The following is a 22547-nucleotide window of genomic DNA, read 5'->3' on the forward strand; positions in this document are numbered from 1 at the left end:
TATTTATCATCGAAATTGAGTAAAAAATTATAATGCCTAAAAAAATCAATCAATCGGATATCTTTACTGCTGCTGTTGATGTGTATTCTCAGCAAGGTTATATCAATACTTCCATGAGAGAGATAGCCCAACGGGTCTCCATTAATGAAGCAACACTATTTAGACGTTTTGGCACAAAAGCTGAGTTATTGACTCAAGCACTCACCGATTTATTATCTCGAGCAGATATCGCTAACGTCACTTTTTCCGGTGTGTTAGAAACCGATCTTTACAATATTGCAGTAGCTTACAAAAAAACAAACGCGTTATTGGGTGCAGCAGTTCTTAATTTAATGACTGAGCTATCGAGACATAAAGAATTACAAGCAGCAGCCATTGTACTTAATCAAAATACCGCACGTATCACCGCTATATTGCAACAGTATCAACAAACAGGGCAACTTATTCCATGTGATCCCATTATTTTACTAACACAATTTATTGCACCTTTAATAATTCGAGCTCAATTTGGACGGGCTTTAGGTCAAACGAAAGATGACTCTTTTAAAGCGATGACAGATGTAAGAAATCATGTCGATGGATTTTTAAGAGGTCATCAAGGTATAACTAATGACAATAAGAAAAACACTAAAAAGCAGTAATAGTATGAAAATAAAAGACGAATTCTCCCACCTCAAGACAAGGGTGTGATTCAAAATCAACGTAATAAAGATCATAAAAGTATTAGATTAAAGTGCTAACAAAAATCTGATTAATGACGTTTAACAAGTTGATTTTATAGACTCAGGCTATTATTATCTAAATAAAAAAGCTTAACGTGGAAAATATGAGTGAAAGCCCACCTAAGAGTAAGTCAAAATAGCCATATACCGAGACATCATTTAGCTCAAGCAGTTAATTGTGGTCAAAATAAGAAAAAGAGAAACAATGAATGCCTTTTATTTCAAAGGCATTAGGCCGCAACAACTTGCTCTCTCACCACTAGGGGTAACAAGCGATCATGCATAACTTTTATGGTATCAAATTGCTTCAAGCTTTTTTTCTCAGTTAGCATGCAACGCTCTGATAGTAACATAATTAAAGAAGCCTGCAATCCGGGTTCCACAACCAAAACAGTGACTTGCTCTGTTGCAGTTTGCAGATGAAATAATTTTCCAACCTCACTGTAAACACAAACATCAGACACAGTAAAATACCAAGACTTTGGCATCTCAGGTTTGAGTAAAAAGTAAGCTGCAGTCGCATTTAACGCCATTTGAACAATATGTGCATCATTACACGATAAGGCTTGCTTCAAACGCTCAGCTACTTGAATATAATACTTCGCGTGCTCGACACTGAATATTTGTGATGTTTTCGCATCAGGGATTAAGACTTTTGGTGTATATGGCGTTAAAAATTCCATTTCATCGCCTAACGAAACACTCAACACATTATAACTATCGTTATACACCCATTGCCATTCCTTGTTTGGCATCAACAACATAACCTCTACCTATCATAGTCATACAAGGTGATAATAGTGTATATTCCCACCTATATCAAAGTTAATTTATATCCTTATAAACAAAACATCGAAATAAGATCTTGATATCAATCTGCCTGTCATAGTGAAATTGTACCACATTGATAAACAAGTCAGATTGATACTCCACTATACGATAAAGAAATCTTATTTCAAATACAACTATCAAATGAATATAGATTTATTTTATACTGTAAGCATCAATAATTCGTTTAATAAGTTGAGGGCCTTTGTAAATAAAGCCTGAATAAACCTGCACTAAGCTAGCACCGGCATCAAATTTATTTAATGCTGCTGTTGCAGTAGTGATCCCTCCTACAGCAATAATCGGTATTTTCCCACCAATATGATCCGATAAGGCTTGCACAACGGAAGTCGATAAACGATCAAGGGGTAAGCCACTTAACCCTCCCGCCTCCTCACCAAAAGGTAAATGTTTCACGCTTTCTCGCTCCAATGTCGTATTAGTCGCAATAATACCGTCAAATTGATTTTTTATCACTGAAGCTGAAATGTCTTTTATTTCATCCATCGATAAGTCAGGCGCAATTTTTAACGCAAGCGGAACATATCGCCCATAGTGACTCGCCAATTCACTCTGCTTTTCTTTAAGGGTTAATAACAATTCATCAAGCAAAGCCCCATATTGCAAACTTCTCAATCCGGGGGTATTAGGCGAAGAAATATTCACCGTAATATAGGCTGCAAAAGGGTATACTTTTTCCATACAAATGAGATAGTCATCTTTCCCTTTCTCAACAGGAGTATCTTTATTTTTACCGATATTCACCCCAACGAGGGCATTAGATTTCACCGCTTGTAAATTACTAACAAGGTAATCTACCCCTTTATTATTAAAGCCCATACGATTGATAATAGCTTGCGCTTTCTCTAATCTAAACAATCTTGGTTTAGGGTTACCCGCCTGTGCTCTAGGTGTCACAGTACCCACTTCAACAAAACCAAATCCCATAGCATGAAAGGCATCAATACATTCACCATTTTTATCAAGACCCGCAGCCAAACCAACAGGATTTGGAAACGTTATCCCCATTACGGTTACAGGAGCTGATTTCACCTTCTGTGCATAAAGTCCATTCAATGGAGAATGTGCCGTCGACTTCAAACTACAAAGAGCAAGCTCATGTGCTCGCTCTGCATCCATTTTAAACATGAACTTTTGCGCAATTTTATAAAACATGTTTTCCTCAAACGTTAAAAAAAGCCCCGGCAATTGCCAGGGCTATTATCAAAGTAACTATTTAAGCTTGACCTTCACAATGAATGATCAATAAATTAAGCTCACGTAAGGCCACTGAGAACTTAGCAAACTCATGACTTTGTGATGTTTTAAAGTCTGCTAGCATATGGAACCACCGTTCCAGTAAGCCTTGATGGCCCTCAATCCATTCTTCAATCAGCGGCTCAGCAGTCAACTCCTTGGTACAACTTCTCAGGACCACTGAACACAATGAGCGCTGCTGCCAATCCAGCTCTTCTCTGAAGGCAGCTCTAGCCAATGCTTGCCAGTGGTTGGCCACTGGCTGAGCACCAATCTGATCCAAGAACCAATGTAAATCCACTTTTGAACCCAATTTGAAATAAGTCTCAGCTACTAAATTAATGGGTTTAGATTCTAAATCAACAATTTGAGCAATATCCAGTGATGAAAATAATGTACTGACATTCGCAACAGACATCGCTAATTTCTCTGGTACGCCTTCATTCACTAATGCTTGGGCTTCAGAAAGAATAGTATCCACTTCTTCTTGCACCATATATTGATGTACTGTTTCATTCAGCTCATCAAACACAGGTTTAAAGAAAGCAACACTTTGCTCAATGCTCATATTACGATTACGATGACGTAAGAACCAACGACTAGCACGGCGAATATTACGGCGTAACTGATGTAACATCTCACATTGCACCAATGCCGGCATTAACTCATTTAGCGCAATAATTTCTTTCGTCGTTTGCTCTAAACTAAAAACTTCACTGGCCATCGTATAACAAGTGGCCACTTCAGTGATCGTCGCCCCTGTTTCTTCTTGCATCCGCTGAACAAAATTCAGCCCCATGTTATTGACAATACCATTAGCAAGAGAGGTGGCAATAATCTCTCCCTTCAATGGATGCTGATCCATGTTCTCTGTATATTTCGCTTGTAATTGCTCAGGGAAATATGCCACCAATGACTGCTTAATAAAAGAATCTTCAGTAATTTCAGGGATCAATAACTGCTCTTTCAATAGCATTTTTGCATAAGCAACCAACACGGATAATTCAGGGCGTGTTAACGGCTGCCCTTTCACTAAGCGGTCAGCTAAATCATCTTCAGTGGGTAAAAACTCTAATGCACGATCAAGCTTACCTTCTTTTTCTAGGTAATGAATAAAGCGAATTTGCTCTTTTAATTCATCGCCACCACGCACTTGAGTCACCGAAATACTGCGAGTTTGTGCCTTACAATCGTCTAATACAATACGACTCACTTCTTGGGTCATATCTTCAAGTAAACGATTGCGTTGCTTCAATGTCATTTCACCTTCTGCTACCAGAGCATTAAGCAAAATTTTGATATTCACTTCAATATCAGAGCAATCGACGCCGCCCACATTATCAACAAAGTCGGTGTTCATGCGGCCGCCATTTGCGGTATATTCAATACGCCCCAGCTGAGTACAACCTAAGTTACCACCTTCACCAATAATCTTGGCTTTCACTTCGTTACCGTTGACACGCAAGCTATCATTAGCGCGATCACCCACCTCAGCATGAGATTCACTGCTGGCTTTGACGTAAGTGCCAATACCACCATTCCAGAGTAAATCCACTTCCATTTTAAGTAGCTGCTTTAACAGCTCAATGGGTGTCATGTTGGTTTTTTGTGTGCCCAACATGGTTTTCATTTCACTGGATAAGGGAATCGATTTTGCAGAGCGCAAGAAGACTCCGCCCCCTTTTGAGATCAGCTCTTTATTATAATCTTCCCAACTTGAGCGAGGTAACACGAACAAACGTTCACGTTCTGCATAGCTCTTTTCAACATCAGGATTAGGATCGATAAAGATATGCATATGGTTAAATGCGGCAATCAAACGCGTGTGTTTTGATAATAACATGCCATTACCAAATACATCTCCCCCCATATCACCGACCGCTAAACAGGTAAAATCAGTGGTTTGACAATTAACCCCCATTTCACGGAAATGACGTTTAACCGACTCCCAGGCACCCCGAGCTGTGATCCCCATTTTTTTATGATCGTACCCGTTACTGCCACCAGAGGCAAAGGCATCCCCCAGCCAGAAGTTATATTCTTCTGCAATACCATTGGCAATATCAGAGAAGGTTGCTGTACCTTTATCCGCTGCAACGACCAGATAAGCATCATCTTCATCATGACGAACCACATTACTCGGCGGTACAATTTCACCATTAATAATGTTATCGCTGATATCTAACAAGCCACGGATAAATAACTTATAACAAGCCTGCCCTTCAGCAAAAAAGGCTTCACGTCCACCTTCTGTGGGCAATTGTTTACAAACAAAGCCCCCTTTCGCCCCAACAGGAACGATCACAGTATTCTTAACTTGTTGTGCTTTCACAAGCCCTAATACTTCGGTACGAAAATCTTCACGACGATCTGACCAACGCAGCCCTCCACGTGCCACTTTACCACCACGCAAGTGCACGCCCTCAACACGAGGCGAGTAAACAAAAATTTCATACTTAGGTAAAGGACGCGGCATTTCTGGAATTTGATCTGGCGCAAATTTAAACGAAATATACGGCTTCACTCCACCTTGCTCAGTCACTTGGTAGAAGTTGGTGCGATTAGTCGCATTGATTAAATCAAGATAACGATGAATGATACGATCATCATCTAAGCTGGATACGTCATTTAACCGTAAATCGATTTGTTCGACGAACTTATTAACCGTACGCGTCTTCAACTTAGGATTAAATTTACGTATATACATCTTAACCAGTAAGTCAGCTATCTGTGGATAACGACTAAAGGTTTCTTCAATATAGGCTTGACTAAAGGTTGAATCAATTTGACGCATATATTTAGCATAAGCACGCAAGACTGATACTTCTCGGCCAGTTAATCCTGTCGATAGCACCAAACGGTTAAAGCCATCATCTTCCAGTTTTTTATTCCATACTTGCGCTAATGCCGTTTGAAATCTGTCTTGGCTATCCGCCAAGTTTTCACTGGCAACCGCTTGCGCCGTCATTAAGAAATCAAGGATCCAATAAGTTGCGCCATCGGCAGTAATCACCTCATACGGGCGTTCATTAATGACTCTTAAACCAAAGTTCTCAAGCATTGGCAACACATCAGATAAGTGAATAGGCTCATCTTTATGGAACAGTTTTAAGCGAACTTTACTGTTTTTAAGCGCGGTTTCTTGAGGTTGATAAAATAACATCCCCAATTTATGATCGTCATCCAACGCTTCTAAATGCTCAATATCAACCACAGAAGATGTCGGTAATACATCTTCTTTATAACTGCGAGGAAAGGCATCAACGTAGCGTTTCACTAAGCTCGTGCCCATTTCTTCGCCTTGCGCGCTGACTAAGGCACTGCCTAATTTATCTTCCCAAGAGCGTGCAGCTTCCATTAAATTTTTCTCAATCGCAGCCACGTCCACGTCCATATTGTTGTTTTCAACTTTGACTATGTAATGAGTTCGAGCTAATGTCGACTCAGAGAAATAAGTTGTGAATTCAACACTTTCATTGCTGTTAAAGTGTTGCGCAAGAATACGTTGCGTATCTTCACGTAACTTAGTGTTATACCGATCTTTTGCCACATAAACCAGACAAGATAAAAAGCGTCCGTAGCCGTCTTTACGCACAAACAGCTTCAACCTGTCCCTGTCTTGCATTTCCAACACGCCATGAGCGATATGGGCCAGCTCTTTAACATTAGCTTGAATTAGCTCATCACGGGGCAATGTTTCTAAAATATGCAGTAACGCTTTATGATCGTGTGAACGAGGGGCTAATCCTGATGCCAATAACACGCGTTCGACTTTTTCAGCAAGCAAAGGAATTTCACGTGGACTGCGATTATATAGGTTTGACGCATAAAGCCCGATGAAACGATCTTCTCCAATCACTTCACCTGCATCATTAAAGCGTTTAATACCAATGTAATCGACATAAGCTGGCCGATGTACTCGACTTTTCTCACTGCTTTTAGTTAACACTAATAAGCTGTCATCTAATGCTTCTTTACGTGCTACTTCAGAGAAGTTCGATAATAATACACCACTTTCATTCTCTGATTTAGCGGTTTTACTGAATAAACCTAAACTGGAGGCTTTATCGGCAATCAGTTCCACATCACCTTCAACTTTACGAAGATCATAACGACGATAGCCCAATAAAGTAAAATGGTGATTATTCAGGTAAGTTAAGAAACGTGAGGTTTCTTCTAACTCTGATTTTTTCCCAGGATAAGGACGCGTATCAAGTTCGGCAATGGTTTCGGTTAATTTGGTTGACATCGCCTGCCAATCATTCACCGAAGCGGCCACATCGGTCACAACTGAAGCAATTTCTTTTTCTAATAATTTAATATCTTCGTTGCTACTTAGTCTGTCAATTTCAATCAAAAATACGGCGACTTTTTCAAGGTCTTCACGTCCTTCATCACTGTAACTCACATGGGTGACATCCCCTTCTTTACGCTCAATCGACATGGGCGTATGTAACAGCATATGAGCAGTAATGCCAAAACGATTAATCGCCATACCAATTGAATCAACAAGAAACGGCATATCAGGCTGGATCACTTCAATCACAGAATGAGCCGATTCCCAACCGTGCTTTGACTGACTCGGGTTATAAACACGAATATGTCCTTTGCCTACCGATGTCTTATTTAATGCGTTCCATTGGCTCAATACGGCACCGTATAGATCGCTATCATTACGGGCATTGAGATCATCTTTCGACATATGCGCATAGAGGCAATTTGCAAATTGCTCAACTTGTTTCGCATGAGAATTGGGTACTTTGGAATGAATAAGATTTACTACATTTTCAAGTAATACTGAAGGCATTGCATCTTTCAAGGCCATGTTGCTGTTTCCTTAAGGGTCTATAGCCGCGCTTTTATAATTTTTGGATGCTTATAAAAAATGACCAGAGCCCAGAATCTGACCTAGGTCATGGGGCGAAGTTTATTACTAAATGCACTATATTTCGAGGATTATTTTAGTGGTACATCCACCAGCCATACATGTTTTTAACATCTATGACCATTGAATTGAAATAACAATCATGAATTAAGACTATTTATTCAAAAAAAAGAGGAGTCAAGCTCCTCTTTTAGATAGATATTATCTAGGCTTTCGCCAAAAAACAGCGGCTAAAGCAGGTAAAATAATTATGGCACCCAACATGTTAACTAAAAACATAAAAGTCAGTAATATTCCCATGTCCATTTGAAACTTTAATGCCGAAAAAAACCACGTACTCACGCCAACGGCCAAGGTCAGACCAGTAAAGATCACTGCACTCCCTCTCTCAACTAAGGCTTGGTAGTATGACTCTTGTACCGAATCGCCTCTTCTTAACTTCACTGCCATGGTCGATAAAATGTAAATGCCATAATCGACACCAATACCGACCCCCAAAGCGATAACAGGTAAAGTACTCACCGCCAACCCAATGCCTAAATAGGTCATTAACGCTTGTGCCAGCGTTGACACGACATACAAGGGAATAATCACTGCAAGAGTGGCTTTTATTGAGCGAAAGCTCATTAAACATAAAATAAATACCGCTCCATAAACATATAGCATCATGGGAAATTGTGCTTCAGCGACGGCTTCATTCGTCGCGGCCATGACCCCCACGGGACCTGAAGCTAACACAAAACGGAGTTTGTCAGTATTCATCTCATTGGATAACTGTTTGACTTTGGTTAATACACGTTCAATCGTATCGGCTTTATGATCCGTCAAAAAAAGATAAATGGGCATCACCGAACAATCACGATTCAATAAACCTGACGTGGTTGGAACTCGCCCCACCGCTTGCACTAAACTGGCCGTTGTGCGAGGCAGAATATGCCACTTTGCATTGCCTTCGTTAAAGCCTGTATTCACTCTTTTAGCCACAGAGGCCAAACTGGCAGTCGACTCGACACCAAGAGTATTACTGATCAACCACTCAAATTCATCCACTTGAGACAGGGTCTCATGGTAAGTACAGGCTTCAGGGAAAGCTTCAACAATAACAGTCATCACATCGGTGGTAATGGAGAAATGATCCGTAATAAAAAACGTATCTTGATTATACCTCGCATCTTGATGAAGGGCTGATGCCCCCGCATTTAAATCACCAATTTTCATTTGATTTGCTTGAAAAGCCCCAAAAATATAGATCAGCGCTGTCACTGATAAAATCACCACAGCATATTTGGGGGTAGCAAACAGAGATAATTGACGCCAAACAGGCTCCATAGCAGATGTTGTGGGAGCCTTGACCTGCAATTTAGTATATGAAATCAATAATGGTAATAAAATTAAATTCGTCAAAATGATCACGGCAACACCAAGAGAAGCAGAAATGGCCAATTCTCGAATGATACCGATATCGATGGTAAGCAGGGTTAAAAAACCAACCGTATCTGATAATAAAGCAATTCCGCCAGGAATGAGTAAACCTCGAAAAGCTAACGCTGCCGCTCCCTTAGTACTCTGCCCAGCCAATACATGGCGTTTCACCCCATTAATCATCTGTACACTGTGACTCACCCCAATAGCAAACACTAAAAACGGAATGAGAATAGACATAGGATCTAAGCCAAAGCCGACTATGGTTAATAAACCTAGCTGCCAACATACCGCCACTAAGCTACAAATTAATGGTAACAAAGTTAATATCAAGGATCGTGAGAAAAAATAGACCATCACGGCGGTAATAAAAATGGCCAAGATAAAAAACAGCACCACACCTTGAGCGCCCTCAGCCACGTCTCCAGCCATTTTAGCAAAACCGATAATATGGATCTGAATATCATCATTCTCATACTGGCTTCTCAGCTGTACTTCTAATTGCTTAGCAAAAGCCAATGTATCTAGGGGTTCTCCAGTTTGAGGATCAAAGTCCAATAACTGCGCTTTGACCATAGCAGCCGAATAATCTTGTGCAATCAAACGGCCTACAATCCCGGCTTTTTCAATATTACTACGAACAATATCTAGGCCTTCAGGTGTTAGCGTAAAATCGGCAGGGATCACGGGGCCGCCAGCAAAGCCTTCTTCAACCACTTCAGTAAATCGCGTTGAAGGAGAAAAAAGCGATTTCACTTGCGCACGATCAACACCCGGTATAAAAAATAACTGATCATGAACGTTTTTTAAGGCGTCAAAAAAAGTCGGATTAAAAATATTTCCCCCCGTATCTTCAATCGCCACCATAATGCTGTTCGCACCACCAAATTGTTGTTGGTGCTTCAAGTAAGTCTGCATATAAGGATGCGATAATGGAATATTTTTAACAAAAGCGGCATCCATTTTAAGTAAACTGGCTTGATAACCTAAAAACACCGTGATAATAATAAAAACACCAATAACCCAGGCACGTTGGCGAAATAGAAATAACTCCAGTCCATTAACCCATTTTTCTAACATCTTTCAGCCCTATTCTTATTATATTTATCGATTTTCATTTAAACGTGTTAGACCCTTACTCCCAGCAATCCAAGTCTCTCCATTCGCTAATTGGGTAATAGCGATGACATTTTCTCCTTGTCGTTGCTGCATCAACTGGCTTTCTCCATTAGCCTTCACATCAATAATCACCCCCGCATTGCCCACCAAACGAAGTCCTTTGTCGCCGCCTAACGACATCACCCCATTTATCGTTGCTGCTAAGGGTAAATCCACCGTCTGCCAATGAGATAAATCCACTGATTTGAACACATGTCCTCGCAACCCCATCACATAAACAGTATTCCCTGTCTCAATGGCATTAAAAAATGACCCCTCATAATGCAAGTCGTGTTTCGTCCAATGCACGCCTAAGTCTGTCGATGTTGCCACTAATCCAAGTTCACCCACCATCAATAGCAGCCCATTAGACAAAGTAATAATACGATTGAAATGAGGAAGTAATGTGCTTCTCTCTGACAAATATAAGGTCATATCCTCATTTTTGAGCTCTTCAAGATATTGAATGTCTTCTTCAAACAATAATTCTTGATGATATTCACTTTCCCAACTGCGCCCACCATTTTGCGTGCGATAAAAAAGTCCATAAGCACCGACAGCGACACCATGCAACGAATCAAAAAACAGCACATCCAAAAAAGGTTTCTCAATACGAGCAGACTGCATCTGTTGCAACCACGTTGCTCCCCCATCTTTTGTCTGTAAAATCGTGGCATCATGACCCACCACCCAGCCTAACGAGGGCGAAAATAAAAATGCTTTCGTTAATAACGCTTTTGTTGGTGTTAATACTTGTTGCCATTGTTCGTCAAAAACAAAGATATGACCTCGCTCACCCACTGCCAAGGCCGTATCTTGCTTTGAGACGAGATCAAGGACTAAAGCCTGATTAGCCAAAGGTTGAATAGGATCTTGCCGTAATGAGTGCTGTACAAGATTGTCAGCCAAAAGCGGATAATGAATACTCACTAAAAAAATAAACATGCACAGACGAGACTGAAGTATGCTAAACCTCATACAAACTTCCTTTTAAATGTATCACCGCTTATTTCCAATCCATCACAATAAACAGCGACGTCAAAGTGGACACTAGCGTTGGCTTAATTCACTTAAACCAACGCTAAACTCATTAGCGAATCCCCGTTCTTCTTAACGCGGCAGGTGTAAAATTGGCTTCGCTTAATCGCGCACCAAAATCATACATCCGCCCTTCATTATCTAATCCCATGGCAATATATCGACGAGACTGGAGATCATGAAAAACTTCCAGTGTGCTCCACTGAGTCGGCACTTCGTAATAGTTCAGGCCATGCGCCATTGCGACGCGATATAACTCATCTCGATTATCATAAAGATCAGCGGCAGCAATTTGCCATGAGTCCTCATCAATATAAAAAACACGACTCTTATAAATATGACGCATGCCTTCTTTTAAGGTAGCTTTGACGACCCATACTCGATGCTTTTCATAACGCACAAATTCAGGATTAATATGACCTGGCTGTAAAATTTGATCATACTCAAGTTTATCGGAATGTAATTTATAATCGTTATAAGGAATATAAAGCTCTTGTTTTCCCACCAGCTCCCACTGATACCTATCCGGTGAGCCATTAAACATATCAAAATCATCTGTGGTTCTTAACCCATCAGATACCGTACCTGGCGTATCAAAAGCCACGTTAGGAGCTTTACGTACCCGTCTTTGCCCAGTATTGTACGTCCAAGCTTGGCGAGGCAGTTTTTCTTGATCCATGGTTTCTTTCACGAGTAAAGCCGTTCCCGCCAAACGAGCAGGTTGAGTCACCACTTGTTTGAAATAAAACAAAGTATTATCATTTGATAGTTTATCAATATTCATCTCAGGACGAGAATATTCAGAACGCAATTCTTCGGTGGTCTCCACTAACGTATAACTTCCTCCAGACGTTGGTGCCGCTTGACTACGAGAGCTTTTTAAATCGACTCCGCGAAAACGTAATACATGATTCCAAATCACTTCTAAACCATTTTGAGGAATTGGAAAAGGAATGCCAATCGCCGCGCCCGCAATACCATTTCCGCCATCCACTAATTCTGCTCGAGTGGCATTGGCTTTGGTGGCTTGATAAACAAATTCAGGAAAAGACGCACTGCGGCGAGTTTGGTACACATTCATTTTAAATGTATCAGGATACAAAGAAAATAATTGCAACTGACCGGGTGTTAAAAACTTGGCATATTGCGCTTTGTTTTTATTGGTGATCGTAAACTCAATGTTATCACTCGCAAAAGGATCGAGATGATGCATGCCAGTTTCATAACCTTTAACAGGCTGAGTGATCCCTCCATTCCAAGCCGGTATTGAGCCATCTTCATTACCTGCCTTTTCGGCGCCAAAAGGCGTTAAACTCTTATTGAGCTTATCGGCCTGCGCATCATTCACTTTTGCTTGAACACTCTGCCCCGACAATGCAAGCAATAATGCAGTCGATAATAAACCCAGCTTTTTCATATTGATGTCCTTATATTGACATCAAATACGCGATAAAGCGTATTTGATTATACATGCTCACTATTGAGTGGTTTATATGGAATATTTAATATTGAATGAAATATAATCCCTGTCTTCTAACGTATTCGTTGTGCCCACTCCATCGAAATAAGTGTTGTATGACAGATCTGCAGCCCAACTGCTTTGATAATCAAATCCCAAACCGATACCGATTGATTTTTTGTCTTCTGTAAAGAGATAAAGAGGATCAGGCGTGATGCCTTCCACATCATGGGAAAAAATAATACGCGGCGACATATTCACCCCCGCAAAAACATTGTTATAATCCGTCTTTAACAACATACGGTATCCCCAAGCAAAATCCGTGGGAAATGGATTGGTTTCAGGACCATCATGTAATACTTTAATGATCCCTGGCATATCAGGATTACCACCGGAATTCGCCGTACCCGGACCATTAAGACGCAATTCATTAAACCCTGGCATGTCATGGATCCAAATGGCGCCCACTTCCGCTAATGCTGTCACACCATCATTACCAAAAGCAGGCCCAAACACATGGGTTAAGGTCATTTGTGCTTGCGTGGTGTCGGTACGAATATAACCATCTGCTGTCTCACCGGGTTCAACCACTTCCATTTGAGAGACACCGTCAAGATCTTCACGATAATATGGCAATGAGGGATCCACATTCGCTAACTGTTGTGGCATTGCCGCAAACAACAGCTCCACATCATCAATTTGTAAAGGTTCATCCAAACGATGAGCGACCTCTCCGGCAACCGACGTATCACCGACCAAGGTATTAAAGCTCAATCCAATCAACTGTATATTTTCGGGGTAAACAATTTGGGCCTTTGAAAACGTCTCTAAATTTAATAATTCATTGCGCCCCATTGTCCTCCCATCGGCGGCTAAACTCCCCAAATAAGCGAGATCTTTAGCCACAGCCTCCGCAGTAAAATTGGCCGTCGTCCCGCTAATAAGCGGTCGACGACTATGGTAATTCATGTAATATAAACCGAATTCCGTCTCTCCTAGCTCGGGCGCATAGTAACCCAGCTTAATGCCCCATTGACCATCATTGCTGGCCGATTGGCTGTCTTTTACTAAGGTCGCTTTAGTCGGATACGCCAAGGCATATTGCACTAACTGCTCAGGGGTTAAACTGTTTGATGCCATCAGCGCAAGAAAGTCATTATATTCAGATAATAAAAAATCAATGTTCATATCTGGATTAGCATTAAATCCAAGCTGAGCATTTTGATGATAGCCTCCAAAACCCGCGAAATCATTGGTTGAGAAAAAAGAGCCTGATGTCGGTACCCACACTTCTTGCCAATCGTATTGATAAAAGGCTTCTACTGATAACTCATTGGTGATCCCAAGGGATCCCCACACCATGCCTTGAGGCCGGTAGGCTTCTTTCAATTCAGCCCCCGGTGCATTTAAAATATTTAAATCAACCGGGTTGATGACCCCTATTCCATGAGCAATTAATGTGCTTTCTCCCCAAGAAACCACTTGTTGCCCTACACGAATCGCCAAGGGGTTGTTCCCTTGATTTAAATCAAAATTGGCATAAACAAATGCATCTAATAATCGTATATCCTTACATTGAACCTCTGATGCTTGATTATCACTACAGGCATCATAAGATTTACCGGTTAAGGGATCGGTAAATTCAAAGTCACTTTCAACCAACACTCGATCATAAAAATACATCCCCCTGACAAACAGGCCATAATTGTCATAGTTTAATGACAACTCATGTAAGCCTTTGACCATCTCAGAAGTGGTATCCCCTTGAGAATAAAGTAAATTACTTAAATCTCCATTGCTTGAAAATGAGCCAGGTTGAGACCAAATTTGTGCTGGAGTATAGATGGTATTGCCAGTAAATGCTGAATAACCCGTCCAGTCAAAACGAGGGTGGTTTACTTTACCAATTTGATCATTCCAATTACGTTCTTGTGTTCGCCAACTTGCTCCGGCTGAAAAAGTCGAATCAAACGTTCCATCAACGTCTCCCCAGTTAAAAGAAATGGCGCTCACAGGAAGGGACATTCCTATCGCTGACATGACCGTCATCGCGAGTACAGAGCGATTAAAAATCCTTCTACTTTCGTGCATGATAACTTCTCTCCATAACCTGCTGCTTATTTGTTATTAAGAGTTTTTTAAACATATTATTATCCAGCAGGTAACGCAATTGTTACAGCATTTACATTAAATGAGCAAGATAAGAATTTGAAAAATAGATAAAAAAAAATTATTTTAGAAGAGGATTCTATAATATGAAATATATATTTAACATTTGAATCAAGAAAAAATACAATAAGAGAAGTCAAAGGAATAAAACAATAAAAGCTTAAATAACATACTGTTAAAAAATAAACTTGGGATCATTGAAACAGCATAAAAAATGAATCAAACGTTTGGAGTAATTACTCTAATTTGTGTAATGAAATAATATTCCCTCTTTGATCCAAAGTAAGTTTAAACAACCCCTTAACACCGTTTAAGGTAAAAAAAGGCCTAAAATGACGGCCATTAATCCAAATCACTTGTTGAAAACTATCTTTGACTTCAATATTTTGGATCTGTCCTTGATAAAAAGGCATAAATTCGTGATAACTTAAATTAATATGAAAGGTAAAAATACGCATTGTCTACACCTAAGAATAATCAATTTCCCTGAACCAACTATGATAAACGACTTAATAGAGAAAAAAGAAGACCCTTACCTGCTTTTCTTCTGTTTCCCGGACCTTAGTTGCTAAAATCAAGATTATCAAAAATCATTGTTTCAACCTGAACTTAAGATAATCAATATTATAGAACTTCATTTATCAGTTTAAAATCAGCAAGTTAAAAACAAATAAATTAAAAACCAGCTCGTTGTTCTTTATTCTCATGATTGACTTAATACCAACACTTTTGTCTATATCAAGGTAGGATTTCGTATCCAATAGTGGGCTATTAGCAGAAAGCACAGTACAAAAAGAAGCGAAAAAGAATGATCTCCTCCCCTCTCTTTCAATCGATAACAAATAGGACAGCTGTACTAACTTCATCAATGAAATAAAATTGTTATGCAAGCTTATACATGATCATTGAGAGAGCTCTGTTAGAATTGGAGAAAACTGTCTGGACTGGCCATTATTTATTAAAAGCGCCCAACGGTGACATAGTCATGCTGCAATGAGAAAGAAGACCATCACATCAAGTGAATGATTAAATGCAATCATAAAGTAACAATAGCCATTGATCCTGCCTTATATAAAAACCCCACAAACCGCTATTGAAATCATCACCAAAGAGTACAACACGTTTAGCTGGATCCTACAGACAACGCTTGTCGCTCCTTTCTACGGCATTATCGCTTATTTATGGGCGACCATGGATGGGGAAGATAGAGCGACATTTGAAATCAAAGCCGACGACTCCAAGGATGGAGAAGATAGAGCGACATCTGGGATCAAAGCCAAGAATAACGACACCGCATAAGCTCTGCCTTGTATAAAGAAACGACAAACTGCTGCATAAACACTCACCAAAGATCAACAGGCCCTAGCACCAACCAATAAAAAATGAGCTAAACTTCAACTGAAATCAATAACTGAAATCAATATAGGATTGCAGATATTAATGCCCACTTTTAGATCACAAAATGTCCGTCTTCAGTTATTACTCTTTTCACTATATTTTTATCCATTTTTGAACATTTTTGCGATCCAGCCACATTCATCAGCATGGTTACAGTGCACTTCAAAAGGACTGGAACTCAGAGCTCTTTATCCCATAAAAGATCTCAACAGTGTACAAACTTGCTCGCAAATAATGATTGATGCTCGTCCTGTAACCATGCAGATTCGAGCCACTGCAACTAAAGATTACCCCTCCTTAGTATGCAGCGCTTTAATCCCTTCTTCTGTCAGGCAAGTTAAACGGCATACACACATTTTTACTATTCACTCTCAGCCCATAGAACGAATCATATTACTTGGTGATACAGGCTGCAAAGTCGATGATAATGAACATATTTATCAATCATGCAACAACCCCAGTCTTTGGCCTTTTCAGCTAATAGCCTCTGAAATTGCCAAACTCAAACCTCACTTAATTATTCATACTGGTGATTATATCTATCGTGAAGCACCTTGTCCGATAGATAATAATGGCTGCTTAAATACCCCCTATGGTCACAACCAAGCCACTTGGAATGCCGACTGGTTCACCCCCGCAACCCCTATGCTAAACACCGCTCCCTTTATTTTTTTACGAGGTAATCATGAAACATGCCCAAGAGCAGGTGAAGGATGGTTTCGATATTTAGCCCCCAGACACTATATAACACAATGTGTTGAAAACACTGCTCCATGGTTTACCGCATTTTCTCAATTCACTCTGAGTATGCTAGACACTGCCAATATCAAAAACCATCATAAAAAAGCACTGACTCCTCTTTTCACTGAGCAATTAAATACAATTAATGCCTATGCCAAGCAAGACCCGACCATCGCCACTTGGATTATTAGCCATCGCCCTTTTTGGAGCTATGGGACGAACTTGGCTAATAGCGTAGGTGAAAGCAAAACAAAAACCTTGCAAAAAGCCGTTAAAAAATCACCGCTAATAGAATCAATTGACTTGATTATCAGTGGCCATTTACATTTTTCTCAATTCATCGACTTTAAAGGAGCCAGACCCACTCAAATCATCGCTGGAAATGGTGGCAGTGATTTAGCCGTCTTTGCTAAAACACCAAACAGTATCGATGGCCTAGCCATTAATGTTCAAAAAGTACGTAATGAATATGGCTTTATTGTTATGGATAAAATGAAACAAAACCATTGGATTGTGAGTATACGGGATATCGTAGGTGATGAACTCGTCAAATGTACATTGACTGCTAGGAGCTTATTTTATTGAACTCACTTTTAAGCAATAAGCATGGAAAGCCATGGGATGATTCACTCTTTAGATTTCACTCAAATCAAAATTAGGTAATGATTACCCTCGTAAAAGGAACGCTATATGCGACATACCACCCATAGAAAAATTGCCACTTTATTTAGTTTTCCTGCGCTCATTCTGCACTCATATGTGACTTGTGCCGAACCTGTTCCTAGCTCAGCATGGTTACAATACACAGAGCAAGGATTAGAAGTGAGAGCACTTGTCTCTACTCAAGTCGATACATTACAATCCAATAATCCAATGGATAAAACGGATCCGACAGATACAGATGAAAGCGTCAGCTCTAAAGTCAATGCATTAATATCTAAACAAAAAAATCAATTAAACTCACAAAGTCAAGATCCTTGCCCCCATGTTAACGTCGATGGTCTCACGTTAAGCATGCAAGTTCGTTCAGCGCCCACCTCAAATTTCCCTTTACGTGTATGCAGTACTCATATTCCAGATAATGCCAAAATCATCACGTTGAAAGATATCGTACTCTCTCCTGCCATCTCTTCGCCTAAACGTATCGTATTAGTAGGTGATACGGGTTGTCGGCTCTCTGGCGGACAGCAACATTACCAAGCCTGTAATAACACCAGTGTTTGGCCTTTTGCCCATATCGCCTCCCGTATCGCTGAATATAACCCAGATCTCATTATTCATACCGGCGATTATATTTATCGTGAGGTCGCTTGTCCTAAAGGCAATGCGGGGTGCAGTGGCAGTCCATTTGGCCATAATCAATCCACCTGGGATGCGGATTGGTTTATTCCTGCGGCCCCCATGCTAACAACCGCTCCTTTTATCTTTATTCGAGGTAACCATGAAGGTTGTGACAAGGCAGGCATAGGCTGGTTTCGCTTTCTTTCTCCTAGAGCAAAGCCAGATATTTGTCAGGCAAGTACACCACCTTGGTTTATCAATCTTGACATGATACAGCTGGGTATTATCGACAGCGCTATTATTGTCAATGAACAAAAGCAATCCTTAGCCCCCGCTTTTAGCCAACAATTAAAAACCTTAGCCCCTCAATACAACAAACCCGCTTGGCTATTAAGTCATCGACCTTTTTGGGGTTTTGGTGCCAGTGATACGGGGACCACCCTCACTAAACAAACATCTCAATTACAAGCAGCAGTGAAAACCTCCCCTCTGCCTGAATTCATTAATCTCATCATAAGTGGCCATATTCATTTAGCTGAAATACTTGACTTTGATGGCAACCGTCCAGTACAAGTCATCGCTGGAAATGGAGGCAATATGCTCGTATCACGCACGCCAAAAGCCATTAAGATAGATAATATGGCCATCAAACAATCAAAAGTCTTATATCAATATGGCTTTATTGTGATGGAAAGTGATGAAAAAAATGATTGGCGTTTAAGCTTTCGAGATGTAGAAGGGAGAGAACTTGAAGCCTGTTTACTAGAAGAAGATCAACTTTTTTGTGAGTAATAAATAATCACTTTATCTTCGCTAAAAACCTTAAGGTTTTATCTAAATCGCGGGTACGAGCCATGGGCGGAAGAGACTGTAAAAAAGCCTGCCCATAATCTCGATTAACAATGCGGTTATCACATAAAATTAACACTCCGCTATCTTTTTCATCGCGAATAAGTCTTCCAACACCTTGATTTAAAGATATTATAGCTTGTGGCAACGCAATATCGATGAAAGGATCATCCGCTGGATCATCCATCATTTTCGCGCGGGTACGAAAGACGTTGTCATTCGGTGAAACAAACGGTAAACGCTCAATAATCACACAACTTAATCGTTTACCTTTCACATCCACCCCTTCCCAAAAAGATCCCGTGCCCAATAAAACCGCATTACCTAACCGCCTAAACTTGTTAAGCAAACCTTGTTTACTGTCCTGCCCTTGTACCAAAATAGGGTAATCTATACTGCTATATAGTACTTGTGCGACTTTTTCCAGCATACGATGACTGGTCAATAATATAAAAGTCCGCCCTTTGGCGGCTTGAATTGCCCTCATGCAAATCTCATGCATTTGCCTAACGGCAACGGTTTCATTATTCACGTTAGCCAGATGACGCGGAACACAAAATAATGCCTGCTGTTGATAATTAAAGGGACTCTCTAATAGCAAGGATTTTGCCTTAACTAATCCTAACGACTGACAAAAAATACTCAATGTTTGGCGTATTTGTAAGGTTGCAGAAGTAAACACCCAATGAGTGTGGCCATTAAAGATTTTTTGGCATTCTCGCGCCATATTCTTCGGGGCCATCGTCAATCTCAGATCGGGATTTGAACAATCAATACGATACAATAATTCAGGATGATTACATTCAAAAAAACCACGCAACTTATCATGAAAAATAACTAATTTTTTTGCTTGTTCATCTAAAGCATAACTGCGCTCTTCATGTATCACAAGCACTTCAAGCAGCTGTTTTATAGAATTAAATAACCTCCAAGCTAGCTGTGACAACGCTTTATCAGACATCAATAAATGCCCTTCAGTGATCCCCTGTTCTCGAACCGCTTTTTGCCAAGCGATTAATGCTTCAACGCTACTCATCGCTAAGCGCCCTATCTGAGCAGTATCACCAAGATTAAGGCGCTGTATATGTGCAATCATATTGAGTAATCGAATCAAGTAGGCCATTGACAATTGCTGACCTAAATACTCAAAAGTAATATCAGGTAATTGATGAGCTTCATCAAAAATAACGGTATCAACGTCGGGTAATAAGGTGCTTAGTGTCGGCTCTTGCAATACTTTATCGGCAAAAAATAAATGATGATTGACGACAATAATTTTTGCATCTAACGTCCGCAAACGGGCTTTTCGAGTAAAACAAACATCATAATACTCGCACTCTTTTCCGCTACAGGCTTCCTTTTGGCTACGTATTCTGTTCAATGACTCAGAAGACTCAGCCACAGACGTTAAGCCCCCAAGATCGCCATCTTTTGTTTTTCCAGCCCATTGATGAATGCGCAGTAAATCATCCAACTGCTCAGACGGAATAAATTGAGGATCCCTTAACAACTGGAATAGTTTTAATTGGCATAAATAATTGCTGCGCCCTTTTAATAAAGCCACTTTAGGTGTCAGTTTCAATATTGACAGCAGAGCTGGAATATCCTGATACACAAGCTGCTCTTGCAGTGTTTTAGTGCCAGTGCTTATGATGACTTGTTGACCACTCAACAAAGCTGGCACTAAATAGGCGTAGGTTTTTCCTATCCCAGTGCCTGCCTCAACGACTAATGGCTCACTCGCAATTAAGGCCTCACTGACCGCTTCTGTCATGCTGATTTGTGCGTCACGTACACGATAGCCTGGAATATGTTGCGCCAGTACACCAGCTTTTGAAAAAACAGCAAGACTTCGCTTTGTAAGTTGACCGATCAAAACCCATTACACTCTACTATCGACAGAAAATCGTATTATCCTGATTTACAGGCATATCACAAGTATAAAAAATGTAACAACATTGTTTTTATATGGTGTTTTAAATGCTGATTTTAAGCGGTTTTTACTCCATAAACTCACTTTAAGAGCCATTTTGTCATGAGCTGAAATTAGTTGTTGCAATCATCAGAAAAAGTGACTACCTTAAATTAACGCTCAAGCGAAGCATGAGAAATGCATTATGTGATGCTACTTTATTCGCCTAAGCTAACCCTATTACGAAGCACTCATACTTAACCTTGATTGCTTCACCAATGAGAGATAAAAAACATGACACAGCTTCCAAGCACTATCCATCATCACCATCATCAGCGGTAGCCTTCGGAAGCTCACTGCCGAAGGAATGATCCCTTCTGGCGGTTGATTAAGACACTATCAAAAACCCTCAGAAGACATTCTGAGGGTTTTTTCGTTTTAAGCAGGAAATAAAGTCATTACACACTATTAATGACTATAAAAAATTTAAATTAACACTTAATTATCAAGTTTATAGGAACGTATTATGTCTGAGTCAAACCGCTTACGTATTGCCATTCAAAAATCAGGTCGTCTCTCAAAAGAGTCCCTTAAATTGTTAAAAAGCTGCGGTGTTAAATTCAATATTAACGAGCAACGCCTCATTGCCCACGCTGACAACATGCCAATAGACTTACTCCGCGTCCGTGATGATGATATTCCAGGTTTAGTGATGGATGGGGTCGTTGATTTAGGCTTTATTGGTGAAAATGTGCTTGAAGAAGAACAAATTGAACGTGAAATGCTGGGTAAACCCGCTCTCTTCAACAAACTAAGACAACTGGATTTTGGTGCTTGCCGTTTATCTTTGGCTGTTCCTAATGAATTTAACTACCAAGATGCCAGTTCATTAGAAGGGTTGCGTATTGCCACTTCTTATCCCAACTTGTTACGCCGTTATATGCAAGAGAAAGGCATTAATTATCGTGACTGTATGCTGAAAGGATCGGTTGAAGTCGCCCCTCGTGCAGGCCTATCGGATGGGATCTGTGACTTAGTGTCTACAGGCGCCACTTTAGAGGCAAATGGCTTATATGAAACAGAAGTGATTTACCGTTCAACGGCGTGTTTAATCCAATCAACACAAACTCAAGATGAGGATAAACAAGCATTAATTGATAAAATTTTATCACGAATTAATGGTGTTGTCCGCGCTAAAGAAAGCAAATATATTCTGTTACACGCGCCAACCGATAAGTTAGATGAAATAGTCTCTTTACTGCCAGGTGCTGAAAATCCGACCGTCTTACCACTCAATGATGACAGCAACCGTGTTGCCATTCACGCCGTGAGCACCGAAGACTTATTTTGGGATACCATGGAGACCTTAACCCAACTGGGCGCCAGCTCCATACTTGTCATGCCAATCGAAAAAATGATGGGGTAACA

General features: G+C 40.3%; 14 protein-coding genes. 5 read left to right on the top strand and 9 right to left on the bottom strand.

Going from position 1 to position 22547, the window contains the following annotated elements; all coding sequences use genetic code 11:
• Positions 1-32: 32 nt before the first annotated feature.
• Positions 33-641 (top strand): TetR/AcrR family transcriptional regulator, encoded by a 609-nt coding sequence (locus Q0976_RS17475; protein WP_299495156.1) that lies wholly within the window; start codon positions 33-35, stop codon positions 639-641.
• Positions 642-952: 311 nt separating this feature from the next.
• Here the strand turns inward: Q0976_RS17475 and Q0976_RS17480 are convergent, their stop codons facing one another.
• The 8 genes from Q0976_RS17480 to Q0976_RS17515 all read right to left on the bottom strand — a co-directional run bounded on the left by Q0976_RS17480 (position 953) and on the right by Q0976_RS17515 (position 15396).
• The gene (locus Q0976_RS17480) at positions 953-1486 is read right to left on the bottom strand and encodes a cell division protein ZapC (RefSeq protein ID WP_299495157.1); all 534 of its coding nucleotides are present in this window, start codon (positions 1484-1486) and stop codon (positions 953-955) included.
• Positions 1487-1706: 220 nt separating this feature from the next.
• Positions 1707-2726: a quinone-dependent dihydroorotate dehydrogenase gene (gene pyrD, locus Q0976_RS17485; RefSeq protein ID WP_299495158.1), complete on the bottom strand. Its 1020-nt coding sequence runs from the start codon at positions 2724-2726 to the stop codon at positions 1707-1709.
• Between the two features lie 61 nt (positions 2727-2787).
• Positions 2788-7632 (bottom strand): NAD-glutamate dehydrogenase, encoded by a 4845-nt coding sequence (locus Q0976_RS17490; protein WP_299495159.1) that lies wholly within the window; start codon positions 7630-7632, stop codon positions 2788-2790.
• Positions 7633-7893: 261 nt separating this feature from the next.
• A complete protein-coding gene (locus Q0976_RS17495) occupies positions 7894-10194 on the bottom strand; it encodes an MMPL family transporter (RefSeq protein WP_299495160.1) in 2301 nt (766 codons plus the stop codon).
• 24 nt (positions 10195-10218) lie between these two features.
• Positions 10219-11250: a YCF48-related protein gene (locus tag Q0976_RS17500; protein WP_299495161.1), complete on the bottom strand. Its 1032-nt coding sequence runs from the start codon at positions 11248-11250 to the stop codon at positions 10219-10221.
• Positions 11251-11362: 112 nt separating this feature from the next.
• On the bottom strand, positions 11363-12727 hold the full coding sequence (locus Q0976_RS17505; RefSeq protein ID WP_299495162.1) for a DUF1329 domain-containing protein: 1365 nt from the start codon (positions 12725-12727) through the stop codon (positions 11363-11365).
• Between the two features lie 72 nt (positions 12728-12799).
• Positions 12800-14860 carry a DUF1302 domain-containing protein gene (locus Q0976_RS17510; protein ID WP_299495163.1) on the bottom strand — a complete coding sequence of 687 codons (2061 nt, stop codon included), beginning with the start codon at positions 14858-14860 and terminating at the stop codon, positions 12800-12802.
• Between the two features lie 314 nt (positions 14861-15174).
• Entirely contained in the window at positions 15175-15396 is a 222-nt protein-coding gene (locus tag Q0976_RS17515; protein WP_299495164.1) for a DUF2835 family protein, read from the bottom strand.
• 598 nt (positions 15397-15994) lie between these two features.
• Between Q0976_RS17515 and Q0976_RS17520 the strand changes: the two genes are divergently transcribed.
• The 3 genes from Q0976_RS17520 (at position 15995) to Q0976_RS17530 (ending at position 19150) form a co-directional block, all read left to right on the top strand.
• The gene (locus Q0976_RS17520) at positions 15995-16237 is read left to right on the top strand and encodes a hypothetical protein (protein ID WP_299495165.1); all 243 of its coding nucleotides are present in this window, start codon (positions 15995-15997) and stop codon (positions 16235-16237) included.
• Positions 16238-16378: 141 nt separating this feature from the next.
• Positions 16379-17662 (top strand): metallophosphoesterase, encoded by a 1284-nt coding sequence (locus Q0976_RS17525; protein ID WP_299495166.1) that lies wholly within the window; start codon positions 16379-16381, stop codon positions 17660-17662.
• Between the two features lie 105 nt (positions 17663-17767).
• A complete protein-coding gene (locus tag Q0976_RS17530; RefSeq protein WP_299495167.1) occupies positions 17768-19150 on the top strand; it encodes a metallophosphoesterase in 1383 nt (460 codons plus the stop codon).
• Positions 19151-19157: 7 nt separating this feature from the next.
• Here Q0976_RS17530 and Q0976_RS17535 read toward each other — a convergent pair whose 3' ends face one another.
• Positions 19158-21083, bottom strand: coding sequence for an ATP-dependent DNA helicase (locus Q0976_RS17535; RefSeq protein WP_299495168.1), 1926 nt, complete (start codon positions 21081-21083; stop codon positions 19158-19160).
• Between the two features lie 562 nt (positions 21084-21645).
• Between Q0976_RS17535 and hisG the strand changes: the two genes are divergently transcribed.
• Complete coding sequence (gene hisG, locus Q0976_RS17540; protein ID WP_299495169.1) at positions 21646-22545, top strand: ATP phosphoribosyltransferase; 900 nt, start codon at positions 21646-21648, stop codon at positions 22543-22545.
• Positions 22546-22547 lie beyond the last annotated feature (2 nt).

It is taken from the genome of uncultured Shewanella sp. (assembly GCF_947501665.1).
Taxonomy (GTDB): domain Bacteria; phylum Pseudomonadota; class Gammaproteobacteria; order Enterobacterales; family Shewanellaceae; genus Shewanella.